The organism is Luteibacter sp. RCC_6_2 (genome assembly GCF_041360655.1).
In the GTDB taxonomy this organism is placed as follows: Bacteria; Pseudomonadota; Gammaproteobacteria; order Xanthomonadales; family Rhodanobacteraceae; genus Luteibacter.
Genome location: NZ_JBFUPQ010000002.1, coordinates 25,380 through 42,022 on the forward strand (window position 1 = coordinate 25,380; position 16,643 = coordinate 42,022).

Here is a 16,643-nt window from a genome sequence, read left to right on the forward strand (position 1 = left end):
CCGTGGGAGCCGCTTCAGCGGCGATGGGTGCTTGTCGACAGCGGGCCCGCTGCCGCGGGATCGCCGCTGGAGCGGCTCCCACAGCGGCTCTCCGCACTCGAGACGTCACAGCAAGTGGACCCCATGTTCCGGGCTTCGATCTGCTACACTTTCCGCACCCGGGTACTCTTGTAAGGCTTTGCCTACACGGTGCTTTTGGGTTCAGGGGAATGCCGCCGGACGGCGGCGACAACCAGAGCATTCCGATCACCTTCGTCGCCTCGATGGTGGCGCCCGTTTCCGTTTGCCCTCGCGGGCGCGGGCCTGCGCGACCCCGGGGATGAAATGGACTTACCGAGCTATGAGCGCGATCCCAGCTGAAACCTTCACCTCCGACGACGTCCTCGCTCGTCTCCGCTCGGTCCTGCACGAGACCTTCGAGATCGACCCGAGCAAGGTGACCCCGGAAGCCAACCTCTTCACCGACCTCGAACTGGACAGCATCGACGCGATCGATCTTGCGATCCAGGTCCAGGACATGACCGGCACCCGGATCAAGCCCGAGGACTTCAAGAGCGTGCGTACGGTCGGCGACGTGGTCGCCACCGTGCAGTCACTGCTCACCCGCTGAGCGGACCGATGGCGGGCAGGCCCGGACCGCGCGATGCCGCGGCGCGTTCCTTCGCGCCCTGCGCCGTCGTACCGATCTACAACCACGGACGAACCATCGCCGCCACGGCGAACGCCCTGGCTGCACACGGCTTGCCCGTGCTGATCGTCGACGACGGCTCGAACGACGAGACGCGCGACATCCTCGACGCCCTGGTCGCCGGGCGCGACGAGCTTCGCCTGATCCGCCTGCCCGAGAACGCAGGCAAGGGCGCCGCTCTCACCGCCGGCTTCCTCGCCGCGCACGCTGCGGGTTACAGCCACGTGCTGCAGATCGACGCCGACGGGCAGCACGACATCGCCGATGTGCCGCGCTTCCTCGCCGAGGCACGCGCCACTCCGGAAGCGATGATCTGCGGCAAGCCGATCTACGACGACACGGTGCCGCGCACCCGCCTGTACGGCCGCTACCTCACCCATGCCTGCGTCTGGGTCGAAACGCTCTCGTTCGACATCCACGATTCCATGTGCGGGTACCGCCTTTATCCACTCACCGACACCTGCGCCGAGATAGCGCGCAAGCCGCTTCCGGCACGCATGGACTTCGACACCGAGATCGCGGTGCGCCTGTACTGGCGCGGCGTGCCGGTGCGAAACGTGCCGACGCGCGTGATCTATCCGGAAGACGGCCTGTCGCACTTTCGCATGTGGCACGACAACGTCCGCATCACCGCCATGCACACCCGCCTGTTGCTCGGCATGCTGCCACGCATGCCTCGCTTGCTCCTTCGCAAGTTCAACCGAAGGAACGCACGATGCGCCGCCTGATCGCCCTCGCCGCGCTGTTCTGCGCGTTTGCCGTCCAGGCCCAGGCGCCGACCCTCGTGGACGACATCCTGGCGCAACTCGCCCGGCACGCCCAGGTGCGCGCCACGTTCACCCAGAGCCGCGAGAACCCCGCGCTGGCGGAGCCCCAGGTCAGCCATGGCGACCTTCTGTTCGTCGTCGGCCACGGCATGCTCTGGCACACGCGCGATCCCTTCGACGACAACCTCGTGCTCACCACGGACGGCACTTCGCGGCTGGATGCGCAGGGCAGGCTCGAACGCGTTCGCGACGGCAACCGCGGCGTCAGCCAGGTCTCGGCGATGCTGCAGTCGCTGCTCGCCGGGCAATCCACCGAGGCCATGCGCCAGTTCAGCGTCACCGCGGAAGGCTCGCCCGAACGCTGGACCTTGCGCTTCGTGCCACGCCAGGCGCGCATGGCCCGCGTACTGGCCGGCATCACGCTGAAGGGCGATGCCTTCCTGCAATCGATCGAGGTCGAGCTGGCCAATGGCGAACGCACCCGCATCGCCTTCTCCGACACGCGCGACGCCGGGCCCCTCACCCTGCTCGAAGCCAAGGTGCTCGGCGTTCCATGAGACAGGTACCGACCGCGGTGCGTGCCGGCTTGTTCGCGTTCGCGGCGCTGGTGGCCTGCGTGTCGTGTGCATGGTTGCTCTTCGGCCGCGGCGTCTCGCCACTACAGACCGACCTGCTGACCATGCTGCCGGCCACCGAGCGCCACTCCTTGGCGGAAGACGCGGTGGAACGGCTGGCGAAGTCCAGCGGGGACCGCATGGTGCTGCTGGTGGGCAGTGCCGATGACGGCAGCGCCAAGGACGCCGCGCGCGAGCTGGGCGCCGCGCTGAGTGGCGATCCCGTCTTTGCCTCGGTCATCGCCGAACTGCCGCCCTTCGACCTCGACCAGCTCGTCACGCCGTTCCTGCCGTTCCGTTTCCATCTGCTGACGGCGGAAGATCGCGCCGCCATCGTGGCACCGGGCTTCGATCCCGTCGCCATGCTCAGGCGGCGGTTGAATGAACCCTTCGGTGCGAACGTGGGCGCGAAACTCACCGACGATCCGTTCGGCTGGCTGCAACACTGGCTCGACCGCCAGCCGTGGAACCATGCCACCCTCGTGCCCGAAGACGACCTGCTCGTCGCGCGTCGCGGCGACGAGACCCACGTCCTGGTGATCGCCACGCTCGCCGGTTCGTCATACGACGATACCGTGCAGCGCCAGGCGCTGGCGGCGCTGGCCAAGGCGGAAAAGGCCATGGCGGCGAAGCATCCGGATGCGCGACTGCTGCGCACCGGAGCGATCTTCTACGCCGCCGCCGCGCGTGCCGGTGCCGAACGGGATACGCACGTGGTCGGCATCGCCTCGTCACTCGGCATCGCCGCGCTGTTGCTGTTCGTATTCCGTTCGGTCCGGCCGCTGCTGATCGCCTTCGTTTCGACCGCGCTCGGCGTGGTCGGCGCCATCGTCGCCACGGTGCTGGTGTTCGGCCAGTTGCACCTGCTGACCCTGGTCTTCGGCGCGGCGCTGCTGGGCGAAGCGGTGGATTATTCGATCCAGTACCTCTGCGCGCGTGCCAACGCAGGCCAGGCGTGGAACGCCGCGCGTGGCGTGCGCCAGGTCCGTCCGGCGCTGCTGCTGGCGCTGGCCACGTCCCTGCTGGGTTACGCGCTGCTCGCGCTCGTTCCCTTTCCCGCCTTGCGGCAGATGGCCTGTTTCGCCATCGCCGGCATGGCCATCGCCTGCGCCAGCGTGTTCTGGCTGTTGCCGGTGTTGGCGGCGAAGCCGGCCCATGCACCGCTCGCCCCGTCCCTGGTGCGGCTGGCACTCGGCTGGCAGCGCATCGCCTCGGGTCGCCGCGCTCTCGCGGCCATCGCCGTGCTGGCGCTGCTCGCCCTTCCCGGCTGGTCGCGCCTCGGACACGACGACGACATCCATCTGCTCATCTCCCCGCCGAAGTCGCTGGAGGCACAGACGGCCGCCATCCGCGACATCGCCGGTTTCGGGGGCGGCAGCCAGTTCTGGCTGGTGGAAGGCAAGGACACCGAGCAGGTGCTGCAACGCGAGGAAGCGCTCACCGATCGCCTGCGCACATGGCGGGACGACGGCAAGCTCACCGGCTGGACCGGTGTGAGCACGATGCTGCCCTCGATGAAACGGCAACACGACAACCTCGCCGCCGCGGCCATGGTTTTCTGCGGTAAAGCCAGCCCCCCGCAGCTCACCGCGGACACATGCCATGGCAAGGTCCGCTCCGCCATGCTGGCCGCCGGCTTCAAGGCCGAGGCGGCCGACGCCTACGAGGCGACTTTCCCGGGCCGGGCGTTCACCCTCGACGACTGGCTCGAGACGCCCGCATACACTCCCTTCCAGTACCTGTGGATGAGCGGGAATCATGGCACCGGCAGTATCGTGCTGCCGCAAGGCCAGGACGACGTGAACCTGCTGCGCACCGCCGCCGAAGGCCTGCCCGGCGTCTCGCTGATCGACAAGCCCGCCGGCATCTCCATGTTGTTCGGCCGCTATCGTGGCTACGCGAACATCTGGCTGGGCGCGGCACTGGCGCTGGTCGGCCTCGCCTTCGCCTGGCGCTACGGTCCACGCGCTGCCTGGCGCGTGCTGCTGCCGCCCGCGGCCGGCATCGTCTTCAGCGTCGCCGCGCTCGGCTATCTCGACCAACCGCTCACCCTGTTCCACATCATGGCCCTGATGCTGGTGCTGGGTGTCGGCGCGAACTATGCCGTCTTCCTTCGCGAAGGCGAGCCTCATGCTGCCCATGTTCCCGGGGCCGCTTACGCGGGCGTGCTGCTGTCGGCCGCCACGGCCCTGCTCTCTTTCGGGCTGCTCGCGCTCAGCACGATGCCCGCCCTCCGGCATTTCGGTCTCACCCTGCTCCTCGGGATCGGTTTCACCGCGCTGCTGGCGCCGGTGAGCGTTCCCGCACCAAAGAAATCCAACGCATGAACACCACCGCATATTCCACGGGGAATCACACGATGAAACGCGTCGTCGTCACCGGTATCGGCGGCATCACGCCGCTCGGCCACGACTGGACCCGCATCGAGGCGCGCCTGCGCCAGTTCCACAACGCCGTGCGCCGCATGGGCGAGTGGGACTACTTCGACAAGCTCAACGGCCGCCTGGGCGCGCCGGTGGACGATTTCAGCCTGCCCACGCACTGGTCGCGCAAACACGTGCGTTCGATGGGGCGCGTGGCGCAACTGGCCGTCGCCGCCAGCGAACGCGCACTCGCGGACGCCGGCCTGCTCGACGACGAACGGATCGCCGATGGCCGCATGGGCGTGGCCTACGGTTCGTCCGGCGGCAGCATCGAGCCAGCCCGTACCGTGGGGCACATGCTCGAGACCGGCTCGATGCAGGGCGTGACCGCCACGAGCTACATCCAGATGATGGCGCACACCACGGCGGTGAACGTGGGCGTGTTCTTCGGCCTCAAGGGCCGGGTCATCACCACCTCGAGCGCATGCACCTCGGGAAGCCAGGCCATCGGCTACGGTTACGAAGCGATCCAGCAAGGCAAGCAGACGCTGATGCTGTGCGGCGGTGCCGAGGAACTCTCCGGGCCGGGCGCGGCCGTGTTCGATACCTTGTTCGCCACCAGCACCCGCAACGAGACGCCGGAGCTCACGCCCCGCCCGTTCGACGCCGGACGCGACGGCCTGGTGGTCGGCGAAGGCGCGACCACGCTGATCCTCGAGGAATACGAACACGCGGTGGCACGCGGCGCGCGCATCTATGCGGAAGTCGTCGGCTTCGGCACCAATTCCGACGGCGCGCACATCACCCAGCCCACGCGCGAAACGATGGCGGGCGCCATGCGCCTGGCACTGGCAGATGCCGGCCTGCCGGCTTCCGCCATCGGCTACGTCAGCGCGCACGGCACCGCCACCGATCGCGGCGACGTGGCCGAGAGCCACGCCACCGCCGACGTGCTGGGCGCCGGCGTACCGATCAGTTCGATGAAGAGCTACGTCGGCCATACGCTCGGCGCCTGCGGCGCACTGGAAGCCTGGTGGGCGATCGAGATGATGCGCGGCGGCTGGTTCGCGCCGACGATCAACCTCGACACTCCCGATCCGGAGTGTGCGGCATTGGATTACCTCACGGGCGAAGGCAGGGACATCCAGACCGACCATGTGATGAACAACAACTTCGCCTTCGGCGGAATCAACACCTCACTCATCTTCAAGGCGCATCGCTGATGCGGCGTGTCGTCGTCACCGGCATGGGCGCCGTGTCCTGCCTCGGCGCCGGCCGGCACGCGCTGTTCGAAGGACTGCGCGCGGGCCGCGCGGGCTTTCGCCACAGGGACGATTTCGAGGCGCTCGGCATGCGCTGCCGGGTCGCCGCGCCCGTCGACCTCTCAGCACTGGAACCGCCGCCGCGCAAGCTGCGCCGCTACCTGCCCCAGGCCGCTGAATTCGCCTGGCATGCCACGCGTGAAGCATTGGCCGAGGCGAACCTGGACGAAGCACGGGTGCGCGAGCGCGATGTCGGCATCGTCATGGGCGGTGCCGCGGCGCTGAGCGAATACGAGGCCGGCCTCGATGTCTTCCATGCCAAGGGGATATCCCGGCTGTCGCCGTTCATCGTGCCTCGCAGCATGGGCAGCGCGGTATCGGCCACGCTCACCCACGCGTTCGGATTCGGCGGCCGGGGATTCACCGTCGGCTCCGCCTGCACGAGCGCCACGCACGCGATCGGCCAGGGCATGGAATTGATCCAGCTCGGCCGCCAGGAGATCGTGGTGTGCGGTGGCGCCGAGGAACTGCATGACAAGGCCGCCATGTGTTTCGACGTGATGAACGCGCTTTCCTCCACCAGCGTGGCCGGTGAACGCGTATCGACGCCTTACGCCGACGACCGCGATGGCATCCTGCTCGGCGGCGGCGCCGGCGTGCTGGTACTGGAATCGCTTGAACACGCGTTGGCACGGGGCGCGACGATCCTCGCCGAGATGGCGGGCTATGGTGCCGCTTCCGACCCGGACGGCATGATCAGCCCCGCCGCGGACGGCATGGCCGAGGCCATGCACCAGGCCATCGATCTCGCCGGCACCCTGCCCGACTACGTGAATACGCATGCCTGCGCCACCGTCGCCGGCGATCTGGCCGAATGGGAAGCGCTGCGCCGTGTGTTCGGCGATCGTGGTCACCCGGTGCCGCCCATGTCGTCGATCAAGGGCCTCATCGGCCACGCGCCCGCCGCCGCGGGTGCGCTCGACGCCATCGCCGCGATCGCGATGATGGAACAGGAGGTCCTGCTTGGCGGTGCCATGCCACGTGAGCGCGATCCCGCCTTCGCGGACGCGCCGCTCATCGAAGGTGAACTCACGAAACGCATCGATAGCCTGCTTTCGAACACCTTCGGTTTCGGCGGCAGTTGCGCCGCGCTGATGATCCGCCGTTTCGACGGGGACAACGCATGATCGACCTGCACATCGACGCGTGGCGTGCCTGGGCGCCGGGCGTGGACGCCCCCGCCGACTGGGCGGCTTGGGCCGCCGATCCGCATCCCATCGTCGATCGCGGCGAACAGCCCGCCTGCGATTTCGTTCCGGCAATGCAGCGTCGCCGGCTCAGCAGGCTGGCGCGCATCGTGATGCATGCCGCGTGGCCCTTGTGCGGCGGCGACGAGCAACTGCCTTTCGTGTTCGCCTCACGCCACGGCGAGACCACCCACACCTTCGCCATGCTCGACGAGATCGGCCGCGAAGCCCCGCTGTCGCCGACGCGGTTCGGCCTGTCCGTGCATAACGCCATCGCCGGGCAATGGTCCATCCTGCGCGGCCAGCGCGGCGAATCGGTGGCCATCGCCGGCGAGGCCGATACCTTCGAACATGCGATCGTCGAGGCCGCCGCCCTGCTCGGCGAGGGTGCTTCCGCCGCCATCGTGGTCGTCGCCGAAGAGCTTCCCGCCGAGGCCTACGACGGATGGATCGACGACGTACCCTTCTCGTATACGCTCGCACTGCGAGTATCGCTGGCGGGCGGTGGCCCGCGCTGGCGCCTGTCGCTCGGTGAAAATACCGGCGCCACGCCGGCGGCCGGTGAGCCGCACGCCTTGCGTTTCGTCCGCGCCTTGCACCATGGTGCGACCCTCGACCACCCGTGGAAGACACGACGATGGACCTGGCAGCCGATAGCGTGAGCCGCCGCCGCGACGCATGGGCGTGGCGCTTCGTCTTCACCGCGCTCAGCTTCGCGCTGTTCGGCGTCGGCGGCGTGCTGCTGCGGGTGCTCATCCTGCCCGTGGTCCTGCACTGGCCAGGCCCGCCCGCCGTGCGCCGGCGGCGCGCCCGGCGCACGGTCGGCCACGCCTTCTGGCTGCATGCCCAGTTCATGTACCGGACCGGCGTGGTGAGCTATTCCTTCGAAGGCCTGGAGAAGCTGGGCCGCCCCGGCCAGATGATCGTCGCCAACCACCCTTCGCTGATCGACGTGGTCTACCTCATCGGCCACGTGCCCGATGCCAACTGCATCGTGAAGCACAGTCTCTGGAAGAACCCCTGCATGCGTGGTCCCGTGAGCGTCGCGCAGTACATCAGCAACGACGGCAGCGCGGACATGCTGGAGCGCGCGGCCGACGTGCTGCGCGAAGGACAGACGCTGATCGTCTTCCCCGAAGGCACGCGCACCACGCCGGGAGAGTTCCCGGTGTTCCACCGTGGCGCGGCGGCGATCGCCGTCCGCGGGGCGCGGGTGGTCACGCCCGTGTTCATCAGCGTCCGGCCCACCACGCTGACCAAGGCCGAGCCGTGGTATCGCGTCCCGCACCGGCGCGTGCGCATGCATCTGCGCGTAGGTGACGATATTCCCGTGCAGGGCTTCAGCGAAGGCACTCCCGCGCCGATAGCCTCCCGACGTCTCAACGAACACCTGCACGCCCTCTACGCCAGGGAACTCAAGGCATGAACGACCTCGAGCGGGATATCGCCCGCCTCATCATCGACACGCTCGCCCTCGAACACCTGGGTGTCGACGACATCGCCCCGGACCAGCCGCTTTTCGGCCAGGGACTCGGGCTGGATTCGGTCGATGCGCTGGAACTCGCGCTCGCGTTGCAAAACCGCTATGGCCTGAAGATCGCATCGGATTCGCGAGATGCGCGGCGCCATTTCGAAACCGTGCGCAGCCTGGCCCTCTACGTCCAGGCGAGTGGGTCCGCATGCGCAAGCTGAGCGACCTCGTCCTGCTGATCGTCGGCGTGCTGTACCCGTTCATCGTGTACTTCGGCATGGACCACGTGTCGACGCCGGTCTTCGGCCTGATCCTCGGCGGCCTCTGGCTCGTCCGCGCGCCCGCGCTCCTGCGCCAGCCCGGGGGGCGCTGGATGCTCGGCATCACCCTGGTCTATTGCGCCGTGCTCGCCTTCGGCGGCGAAGAACACCTGCTGCGCTGGTACCCCAGCCTGATCTGTGCCCTGCTGCTGGCGGCCTTCGGCCTGAGCCTGAAATACGGACCGCCGATGATCGAGCGCATCGCGCGGGTGAGCGAACCGGACCTGCCTCCGGTCGCCGTTCGCTATACGCGCCGGGTGACCTGGGTATGGGTGGCGTTCTTCGCGCTCAACGGCACCGCTTCGGGCGTGCTCGCCGAGTGGGGACCGCTTTCATGGTGGACCTTCTACAACGGCATCCTCGCCTATTCCGTCATGGGCGCTCTGTTCCTGGGCGAGTGGGTCCTCCGCCAGCGCCTTCGCCGGCGGATCAACAAGGCACCGATGGACGGTGCCGCGCAGCGCCTCGCCTCGCATCCCTGGGTGGACGCGGCGGCGGGCGGGTATGCCGGAAAACTGGGCCCGGGCATGGTCGTCGCGCTGGGCACCGCCGGACGGCTGGCCTTGCTCCGTCACGGCCGCGCGGGCCTGGTCAACGAGTTGGGCCAGCACGCGGCCGGTGACGATGCCCTCTCCACGCCACTGGTCTGGCGGTTCGTCGATGTGCTGCCGGAACCGTCCAGCGTGGATGCGCTGCTACGCGCCGCCTTGCCCGAGACCGCCATCGTGCTCGGCGAGCACCGCGAAGGCGATACCTGCACGATCGACCTCGAACTGCCGCTCGACCTCGCCTGCTTCGCGGATCATTTCCCCGATGCGCCGGTGCTGCCTGGCGTATTGCAGGTGGGCTGGGCGCTCGACCTGGCCGCGCCGCGGCTCGGCACGCCACGTACCTGCCATGCCATGGATGGCCTGAAGTTCCAGCGGCTGCTGCGCCCCGGCGATCGTGTCCGACTCGTACTACGCCACGACCCCGATACCCGACGCCTTCACTTCGCCTATCGCATGGACGATGCGCCCGTCTCCTCGGCCCATCTTCGCCTGGATGGCACCCATGCCTGAGGCGACGGCGAACGTGCAGCATTGGGCGGCGCAAAAGGAGCGCGGCAGCTTCCTCGGCATCAAGCTCACCGCCATCGCCGTGCGGCTGCTCGGCCGGCGCGCGGTGACGCCCGTGATCCAGCTGATCGTGCTGTATTTCTTCGTCACCGGACGCGCGGCGCGACACAACGTGCGCGACTACCAGCGGCGCCTCGCCGCATGGAGCGGGCGCGGCGACCTCTTCCCACGTTCGCGCGCCGTGTTCGCCCAGTACCTCGCCTTCGGGGAATGCATGCTCGACCGTTTCGATGTCTGGCGCGGCAAGCTGCGCCTCGCCTCGATCGACATGGACGATCCCGATGGCGTGCGTGACGCGCTGCTGGCCGGTGGGCGCGGGCAGCTGCTGGTCTGCACCCACCTGGGCAACCTCGATGTGTGCCGTGCGATGGCCGAGGTCGGCGAGGGCGTGGCGCTGAACGTCCTGATGCATCTGCCCAACGCCGCGCACTTCAACCGGCTGCTCGGCGAATCGGGCGACAAACGGCTGCGTCTGATGCACGTGGGCGACCTCGATACCTCCGCGATGCTGGAACTGTCGCAGCGCCTGGAGCGGGGCGAGTGGATCGCCATCGCAGGCGACCGCGTGCCGGAACACAGCGGACGCGTCGTCGACGCGGATTTCCTCGGTGCGCCCGCGGCCTTTCCGCAAGGCCCATGGCTGATGGCCGCGATGCTGCGTTGCCCGGTGAACCTCGTTTGCTGCCTGAAACACCAGGGCCGTTATCGCATCCACCTTCGCCGCTTCGCCGATGCCGCCGGGTGGGAGCGCGGGTCGCGCGATGCGGCCATCGCCCGGTCGGTAACGGACTATGCCGCGTGGCTCGCCGAACGTTGCCTCGACGCACCCTTGCAATGGTTCAATTTCCACGCGTACTGGCACGGTACGAACGGAGCAGCCCATGCGCGCTAGCGGCGTCCTCGCCGCCGAGATCGAAGTGACCGTCCCCTTCTTCGACGTCGACTCCATGGACGTCGTCTGGCACGGCCATTACGTGAAATACCTCGAGATCGCGCGTTGCGCGCTGCTCGACGACCTCGGCCACAACTACCGGCGGATGAAGGAGACAGGCTATGTCTGGCCCATCATCGACCTGCAACTGCGTTATGCCCGCGCCGCACGATTCGGGCAGACCCTGCGCGTGCGCGCCGAACTGATCGAGTGGCAGAACCGCTTGAAGATCCACTACACGTTGAGCGACGCCGCCAGCGGCGAGCGCCTCACCCGGGCCAGCACCATCCAGGTCGCGGTGAGCCTCGTCGATGGAGAGATGCAACTGGTCTCGCCCACCGTGTTCACCGACGATGTCGACCGTCGTCTTGCGCGCCGCTCGCAGGACCGTTCCGCAGGAAGCACGCCATGAAGTACGCCAGCGCCACCTATGTCGAGGAAACCCGGATCGGTTTCGTTTTCCTGCGCACGCATACCTGGCAGCACCATGTGCTGCGGGTCGCCATCAACGACCTGAAACGACTGGTCGGCGAGCCGCTGCCACGAGGGGGCACCCTGCTCGACGTCGGCTGCGGCCAGGGCCGCTCGTTCCGGCTGCTGCGCGATGCCTTCGCACCCGCCCGCATCGTGGGCCTGGACGCCGACCCGCACAGCGTCGCGTTGTCCGCCCGGGAAGCGGAACGCGAAGGTATCGAGGCGAAGCTGATGCTGGGCGACTGCGCCAGCATCGACCTGCCCGATGCCAGCGTGGACGTGCTGTTCTGCCACCAGACCTTCCACCACCTGGTGGAACAGGAACGTGCCCTCGACGAATTCTGGCGCGTGTTGAAGCCGGGCGGACTGCTGCTCTTCGCCGAGTCCACGCGCGCCTATATCGACACCTGGGTGATCCGCTGGTTCTTCCGCCATCCGATGCACGTGCAGAAGAGCGCCGATGAATACATGGCGATGCTGCGTGCCCGGGGTTTCGTCTTCGACGAAAGCAACGTTTCCCTGCCCTACCTCTGGTGGAGCCGTTCGAAGGATTTCGGCCTGCTCGAACGCTGGGGCATCAAGGCGCCGCCCCCGCCCGGCGAACGCGAGGAAACCCTCGTGAACGTGGCCGCGCGCAAACCGTTCGCCGAGGCATGAGAACGACGTACCTCAATGCGCTCGGCGTGGCCTGCTCGCTGGGCGCGGGCAAGGCCGCGGTGGCCGATGCGTTGTTCGCCGCGTCCACACACGGCCTCCGGCCACTCGATGGCTGGGTACCTGCGCGCAGCTTGCCGCTGGGCGACGTGACGGCGGAGCTACCGCCCGTGCCCGCCGGCATGGAACGGCACGACACGCGCAACAATCGCTTGCTGTTGCTCGCGGCCAGTGAAATCGAAACGGAGATCCGTGCCGCGATCGCCCGCTTCGGCGCCGCTCGCGTGGGCGTGGTCATCGGCACGAGCACCACTGGCATCGAGGAAGCGACCCGCGGCATCGCCGCGCGTGGCGTGGACGGCGCATGGCCCGACGATTACCGCTACAGCGACCAGGAACTCGGGGCACCAGCCGCCTTCCTCGCCGAGTGGCTGGGAGTCGCCGGCCCGTGCTACGGCATTTCCACCGCGTGCACCTCGGGCGCACGCGCACTGCTCAGCGCGCAGCGGCTCCTTCGGCTCGGCCTGTGCGATGCGGTGATCTGCGGTGGCGCCGATACCCTTTGCCGTCTCGCCACGAATGGCTTCCATGCACTGGAAGCCATGGCGCCCGAACGCTGCCTGCCGTTCTCCCGTTCGCGCCGCGGCATCAACATCGGCGAGGCCGCGGCGTTGTTCCTGATGACTCGCGAGGCCGCGCCTGTCGTCATGCTGGGCGGCGGCGCCAGCTCGGATGCCTATCACATGTCGTCGCCCGAGCCCGACGGGCGCGGTGCCAGCGAAGCGATGCGCCGCGCCTTGTCGACGGCGGGCATCATTGCGGATACCGTCGACTACGTGAACCTGCACGGCACCGCCACCGAGCATAACGACGCGATGGAAAGCCACGCGGTGGCCACCACCTTCGCGCGTCCCGTGCGTTGCTCGTCGACCAAGGCGCTGACCGGGCACACGTTGGGTGCCGCCGGGGCCCTGGAAGCCGCGTTCTGCTGGCTCGCACTCACCGACCCGCAGCGGCGCCTGCCACCGCATGCGTGGGACGGCGAGCCCGATCCGGCGCTGCCGTCCCTCGCCTTCACGCGTATCGGCGACACGCTGCCGGCGGGCCGCCGTTATCTCATGAGCAACTCATTCGCGTTCGGCGGCAACAACGCGAGCCTGATCCTGGCGGACGCGACATGATCCTCCGGCCCATCGATCAGCTGCTTCCACACGCAGGAAAGATGATCCTGCTCGATCGCGTCATGGAGTGGGACGCCGAACGCATCCTGTGCGAACGGGTCGTACGTCCTGGCGATGCCTTCGTCCAGGCGACGGGCCTGCCCGCGTGGACCGGCGTGGAACTCATGGCGCAGGCCATCGCGGCATGGAACGGCTGCCAGGTATTGGCTGCCGGTGGCACGGTGAGGCCTGGCTTCCTGCTCGGCACGCGCGCCTATCGCGCGGATGTCGATGCCTTTCCGCCGGGCACGCGGTTGCTTGTCGAAGCCGTGCGCAACTTCCACGACGACGAAGGGATGGGAGCCTTCACCTGTCGCATCGACGCGCCGGGCATGCATGCGGAGGCTCGGCTGACCGTATTCAGCCCTCACGATCCCGCGCCCTTTCTCGATCCACGCAACAGCCTCGATTCAAGGGGAACCCCGCCATGACCGACACCATCCTCGTCACCGGATCGAGCCGCGGCATCGGCCGCGCCATCGCGATGAACCTCGCCGATGCCGGCTACGACCTCGTCCTGCACTGCCGTTCGCGGCGCGAAGAAGCCGAAGCCGTGCAGGCGGACATCACGGGAAAAGGCCGTGCCGCGCGGATACTGCAGTTCGATATCTCGGACCGCGCCGCATCGGCCACCGCGCTCGAGGCCGATGTCGCCGCACACGGCGCCTATTACGGCGTCGTCTGCAACGCGGGCCTCACCCGTGACGGCGCCTTCCCGGGGCTCACGTCCGAGGACTGGGACCAGGTGCTGCGCACCAACCTGGACGGTTTCTACAACGTGCTGCATCCGCTGGTGATGCCGATGATCCGCCGTCGCGCGCCCGGGCGCATCGTGTGCATCACCTCGGTGTCGGGCCTGATCGGCAACCGCGGCCAGGTGAACTACAGCGCCTCCAAGGCCGGCGTGATCGGCGCCGCGAAGGCATTGGCCGTGGAACTGGCCAAGCGCAGGATCACCGTCAACTGCGTCGCGCCGGGCTTGATCGACACCGACATGCTCGAACCGGAAGTGCCGGTGGAGCAGATCCTCAAGGCGATCCCGATGGAGCGGACCGGCACGCCGGAAGAAGTGGCCGCGGCGGTACGTTTCCTGGTGAGCGCGGAGGCTGGGTACATCACCCGGCAGGTGCTCGCGGTGAATGGCGGGCTTTGTTGAAGGTCTTGCCGGGAGTTGAAGGTCTTGCCGGGATGATGGGAGAGCATCGCCGCTGAAGCGGCTCCCACACAAGGCGCCGCAAGCCCTTGTGGGAGCCGCTTCAGCGGCGATATCGCGTCGCAGATGACTGACTGCCTCCCGGTGGGAGCCGACCCTGTCGGCGATGGGCGATAACGGCAGTCTCGTGCCGCTAAGCTAGGGCCCCATGCGCTCCCTACGCCAGTTAGCCGAATCCGATCGCTTCGCCGATGTCGTGCGCGTCTTCCTCGCACTGACCGGCATCGCCGCATGGTGCACCCTCGCCGGCCCCGTCGAGTTGCTCGTGCCCGCCCTGCTCGGCGCCATCGCCTGCGCCCTGGCCGAGACGGACGACGCCTGGCGCGGACGGCTGCGTGGACTCCTGGTCACCCTCGTCTGCTTCGCCGGCGCCGCAAGCGTGGTGAAGGTGTCGATCGGCCATCCGCCCGTGTTCGCCGTGCTGCTCGCCGCCGGCACCTTCGTCCTGGTGATGCTGGGCGCGGCCAGCGGACGCTACGCGACGATCGCGACGGCCACGCTAATCCTTTCGGTCTACACGATGATCGCGTCCGACGCCTCGACCGCCGCCCCCGGCGACTGGCGTGGCACCGCCGCGATCCTCGCCGGCGCGACGTGGTATGGCCTTCTTTCCTTGCTATGGAGCGCCATGGCGCCGCAGCGTGCGGTACGCCACGCGCTGGCCGGGCTGTTCGAATCGCTGGCGGCGCTGATGGAAGCGAAGGCGGCGCTGTTCGAACCGGTGCAGGGTCTCGACCGTGAAAAGCTGGCCGTGGAGTTTTCCCGGCGCAACCTGCAAACGGTTGAAGCGCTGGCGGCGACACGCGCCGCGCTGCTCGACCGCATCGGGCGGCGTCAACCGCGCGGCCGGTCCGCCGCGCGGCTGGCCATGTTCTTCGCCGCCCAGGACATCCACGAACGCGTCAGTTCGTCACACTACCCGTACGACGAACTGGCGGCGGCGCTCTATCACAGCGACCTGATGTTCCGTTTCGGCCGCCTCCTGCGCTTGCAGGCCAGCGCTTGCCGCGAACGTGCCGATGCCATCCGCCGCGTGGCACCGCTGGGACCGATGACCCTGCCCCGTGCCGCGCTCGACGACGTGCGCGAGGCCATCGCCTATCGGCGCCGCAGCGATCCGCCCGATCAGGCCCTGGACGACGCGCTGTCCGCGCTGCTGACCAACATGGAACATCTGCTGGCCGGCATCGAGGACGAAGGCAGCCTGCGCGAGGGCACCGACATCGCCTTGCAGGACAGCGAACCCGATACACCCGTCGATGCCTTCGCGCGCATTCGCGTCCGCCTCAATCGCCGCTCCATGCATTTCCGTCACGCCATAAGGCTGGCGACGGGCATGCTCGCCGGCTACGGCCTCATGCTGCTCCTGCATCCGACCCACGGATACTGGATACTCCTCACCACGCTGTTCGTCTGCCAGCCCAGCTATGGGGCGACCCAGCGCCGCACCATGCAACGCATCGCCGGCACGATCGCGGGGCTGTTCGCGGGATGGGCCATGCTTCGCCTGCTCCCCGGTGGCGATTGGCGACTGCCGGTGCTGGTCGCCACGGGCGTGGCGTTCTTCGCCTTTCGCCTGCGGCGCTACGCGTTGGCGACGGCCGTCATCACCATCTTCGTCCTGCTCTGTTTCGACCTGGCGGGCGCGGGGTACGACGCCATCGGCCCCCGCTTGCTCGATACCTTGCTGGGCGCCTTCGTCGCCACCGTCGTCATCCGCTTCGTGCTGCCGGACTGGCGGGTACGCCGTCTGGAAGACATCGCCGCGGACGCCCTGCATGCGTATGCACGCTACCTGGAAGCCATCGTGAGCCAGTACGCCAGCGGCAAGGTGGACGACCTGGCCTACCGCATCGCCCGCCGCGATGCCCACGCCACGCAGGCGGCGGTGGCGGGCAACGTGGCCGAATTGCTCGGCGAGCCCGGCCACTCCCGCGAACGGGGTGAGCGCGCGTTACGCCTGCTTGCGGCCCTCCAGGCCGGTTTGTCGCACCTGTCCACCCTCGGCGCCCATCGCCAGGCCCTCGCCGTGGACGATGCGAACACCGTGGAAAGGCTGGCCCACCGCGTCGCCAACGGCTTCGCCGCGCTCGCCGAACACGTCAGAAACGGAACCACGGCACCGTTGCTCGGCACGCCGGACCTGGTCGTCGATGCCGCCACACAGGCCACCGGGCCGGTCGAGACGGTGCGCCTGGTGGACCGCCAATGCCTGCTCCTGGTGCGCGTGCACGATCGTATCGCCGGCCTTCCACCGATCTGATTGCTGCGTCGCGCCGTGGCTTGGACCTGCCCGCGCGC

Annotated in this window: 17 protein-coding genes; all 17 read left to right on the plus strand. The window is 68.4% G+C overall.

The genetic code is table 11. The annotated features are described in order from the left end of the window. The first annotated feature begins 340 nt into the window (after positions 1–340). The 17 genes from AB6730_RS01965 (at position 341) to yccS (ending at position 16,605) form a co-directional block, all read left to right on the plus strand. Positions 341–610 (plus strand): acyl carrier protein, encoded by a 270-nt coding sequence (locus tag AB6730_RS01965; protein ID WP_306851401.1) that lies wholly within the window; start codon positions 341–343, stop codon positions 608–610. A gap of 8 nt (positions 611–618) precedes the next feature. After that, positions 619–1,416 (plus strand): glycosyltransferase family 2 protein, encoded by a 798-nt coding sequence (locus tag AB6730_RS01970; RefSeq protein WP_371021993.1) that lies wholly within the window; start codon positions 619–621, stop codon positions 1,414–1,416. After that, positions 1,404–2,012, plus strand: coding sequence for an outer membrane lipoprotein carrier protein LolA (locus tag AB6730_RS01975; RefSeq protein WP_371021994.1), 609 nt, complete (start codon positions 1,404–1,406; stop codon positions 2,010–2,012). Before AB6730_RS01970 ends, AB6730_RS01975 begins: the two co-directional genes overlap by 13 nt. Continuing rightward, the gene (locus tag AB6730_RS01980) at positions 2,009–4,396 is read left to right on the plus strand and encodes an MMPL family transporter (RefSeq protein ID WP_371021995.1); all 2,388 of its coding nucleotides are present in this window, start codon (positions 2,009–2,011) and stop codon (positions 4,394–4,396) included. The genes AB6730_RS01975 and AB6730_RS01980 overlap by 4 nt, the downstream gene beginning before the upstream one ends. A 32-nt stretch (positions 4,397–4,428) precedes the next feature. Then, complete coding sequence (locus AB6730_RS01985; RefSeq protein ID WP_371022257.1) at positions 4,429–5,655, plus strand: beta-ketoacyl-ACP synthase; 1,227 nt, start codon at positions 4,429–4,431, stop codon at positions 5,653–5,655. After that, positions 5,655–6,881: a beta-ketoacyl synthase gene (locus AB6730_RS01990; protein ID WP_371021996.1), complete on the plus strand. Its 1,227-nt coding sequence runs from the start codon at positions 5,655–5,657 to the stop codon at positions 6,879–6,881. Before AB6730_RS01985 ends, AB6730_RS01990 begins: the two co-directional genes overlap by 1 nt. After that, the gene (locus AB6730_RS01995) at positions 6,878–7,603 is read left to right on the plus strand and encodes a beta-ketoacyl synthase chain length factor (RefSeq protein WP_371021997.1); all 726 of its coding nucleotides are present in this window, start codon (positions 6,878–6,880) and stop codon (positions 7,601–7,603) included. Before AB6730_RS01990 ends, AB6730_RS01995 begins: the two co-directional genes overlap by 4 nt. Further along, positions 7,579–8,367 (plus strand): lysophospholipid acyltransferase family protein, encoded by a 789-nt coding sequence (locus AB6730_RS02000; protein WP_371021998.1) that lies wholly within the window; start codon positions 7,579–7,581, stop codon positions 8,365–8,367. Before AB6730_RS01995 ends, AB6730_RS02000 begins: the two co-directional genes overlap by 25 nt. Then, positions 8,364–8,633, plus strand: a complete 270-nt coding sequence (locus AB6730_RS02005; protein WP_371021999.1) for a phosphopantetheine-binding protein — start codon at positions 8,364–8,366, stop codon at positions 8,631–8,633. Before AB6730_RS02000 ends, AB6730_RS02005 begins: the two co-directional genes overlap by 4 nt. After that, positions 8,621–9,793, plus strand: coding sequence for a hypothetical protein (locus tag AB6730_RS02010; protein ID WP_371022000.1), 1,173 nt, complete (start codon positions 8,621–8,623; stop codon positions 9,791–9,793). Before AB6730_RS02005 ends, AB6730_RS02010 begins: the two co-directional genes overlap by 13 nt. Further along, the gene (locus AB6730_RS02015; RefSeq protein ID WP_371022001.1) at positions 9,786–10,742 is read left to right on the plus strand and encodes a glycosyl transferase; all 957 of its coding nucleotides are present in this window, start codon (positions 9,786–9,788) and stop codon (positions 10,740–10,742) included. Before AB6730_RS02010 ends, AB6730_RS02015 begins: the two co-directional genes overlap by 8 nt. Further along, positions 10,732–11,193, plus strand: coding sequence for an acyl-CoA thioesterase (locus AB6730_RS02020; RefSeq protein ID WP_371022002.1), 462 nt, complete (start codon positions 10,732–10,734; stop codon positions 11,191–11,193). The genes AB6730_RS02015 and AB6730_RS02020 overlap by 11 nt, the downstream gene beginning before the upstream one ends. Further along, entirely contained in the window at positions 11,190–11,912 is a 723-nt protein-coding gene (locus AB6730_RS02025; protein WP_371022003.1) for a class I SAM-dependent methyltransferase, read from the plus strand. The genes AB6730_RS02020 and AB6730_RS02025 overlap by 4 nt, the downstream gene beginning before the upstream one ends. After that, positions 11,909–13,090: a beta-ketoacyl-[acyl-carrier-protein] synthase family protein gene (locus AB6730_RS02030; protein ID WP_371022004.1), complete on the plus strand. Its 1,182-nt coding sequence runs from the start codon at positions 11,909–11,911 to the stop codon at positions 13,088–13,090. Before AB6730_RS02025 ends, AB6730_RS02030 begins: the two co-directional genes overlap by 4 nt. Then, positions 13,087–13,560 carry a 3-hydroxylacyl-ACP dehydratase gene (locus AB6730_RS02035; protein WP_371022005.1) on the plus strand — a complete coding sequence of 158 codons (474 nt, stop codon included), beginning with the start codon at positions 13,087–13,089 and terminating at the stop codon, positions 13,558–13,560. The genes AB6730_RS02030 and AB6730_RS02035 overlap by 4 nt, the downstream gene beginning before the upstream one ends. Then, entirely contained in the window at positions 13,557–14,285 is a 729-nt protein-coding gene (gene fabG, locus AB6730_RS02040; RefSeq protein ID WP_371022006.1) for a 3-oxoacyl-ACP reductase FabG, read from the plus strand. Before AB6730_RS02035 ends, fabG begins: the two co-directional genes overlap by 4 nt. 205 nt (positions 14,286–14,490) lie before the next feature. Next, a complete protein-coding gene (gene yccS / locus AB6730_RS02045) occupies positions 14,491–16,605 on the plus strand; it encodes a YccS family putative transporter (RefSeq protein ID WP_371022007.1) in 2,115 nt (704 codons plus the stop codon). Positions 16,606–16,643: the final 38 nt, after the last annotated feature.

Excerpts from the sequence above, each read along its gene's own strand:
- AB6730_RS01965 (WP_306851401.1), top strand. The coding sequence starts at position 341 with ATGAGCGCGATCCCAGCTGAAACCTTCACCTCCGACGACGTCCTCGCT.
- AB6730_RS01970 (WP_371021993.1), top strand. The coding sequence starts at position 619 with ATGGCGGGCAGGCCCGGACCGCGCGATGCCGCGGCGCGTTCCTTCGCG.
- AB6730_RS01975 (WP_371021994.1), top strand. The coding sequence starts at position 1,404 with ATGCGCCGCCTGATCGCCCTCGCCGCGCTGTTCTGCGCGTTTGCCGTC.
- AB6730_RS01980 (WP_371021995.1), top strand. The coding sequence starts at position 2,009 with ATGAGACAGGTACCGACCGCGGTGCGTGCCGGCTTGTTCGCGTTCGCG.
- AB6730_RS01985 (WP_371022257.1), top strand. The coding sequence starts at position 4,429 with ATGAAACGCGTCGTCGTCACCGGTATCGGCGGCATCACGCCGCTCGGC.
- AB6730_RS01990 (WP_371021996.1), top strand. The coding sequence starts at position 5,655 with ATGCGGCGTGTCGTCGTCACCGGCATGGGCGCCGTGTCCTGCCTCGGC.
- AB6730_RS01995 (WP_371021997.1), top strand. The coding sequence starts at position 6,878 with ATGATCGACCTGCACATCGACGCGTGGCGTGCCTGGGCGCCGGGCGTG.
- AB6730_RS02000 (WP_371021998.1), top strand. The coding sequence starts at position 7,579 with ATGGACCTGGCAGCCGATAGCGTGAGCCGCCGCCGCGACGCATGGGCG.
- AB6730_RS02005 (WP_371021999.1), top strand. The coding sequence starts at position 8,364 with ATGAACGACCTCGAGCGGGATATCGCCCGCCTCATCATCGACACGCTC.
- AB6730_RS02010 (WP_371022000.1), top strand. The coding sequence starts at position 8,621 with ATGCGCAAGCTGAGCGACCTCGTCCTGCTGATCGTCGGCGTGCTGTAC.
- AB6730_RS02015 (WP_371022001.1), top strand. The coding sequence starts at position 9,786 with ATGCCTGAGGCGACGGCGAACGTGCAGCATTGGGCGGCGCAAAAGGAG.
- AB6730_RS02020 (WP_371022002.1), top strand. The coding sequence starts at position 10,732 with ATGCGCGCTAGCGGCGTCCTCGCCGCCGAGATCGAAGTGACCGTCCCC.
- AB6730_RS02025 (WP_371022003.1), top strand. The coding sequence starts at position 11,190 with ATGAAGTACGCCAGCGCCACCTATGTCGAGGAAACCCGGATCGGTTTC.
- AB6730_RS02030 (WP_371022004.1), top strand. The coding sequence starts at position 11,909 with ATGAGAACGACGTACCTCAATGCGCTCGGCGTGGCCTGCTCGCTGGGC.
- AB6730_RS02035 (WP_371022005.1), top strand. The coding sequence starts at position 13,087 with ATGATCCTCCGGCCCATCGATCAGCTGCTTCCACACGCAGGAAAGATG.
- fabG (WP_371022006.1), top strand. The coding sequence starts at position 13,557 with ATGACCGACACCATCCTCGTCACCGGATCGAGCCGCGGCATCGGCCGC.
- yccS (WP_371022007.1), top strand. The coding sequence starts at position 14,491 with ATGCGCTCCCTACGCCAGTTAGCCGAATCCGATCGCTTCGCCGATGTC.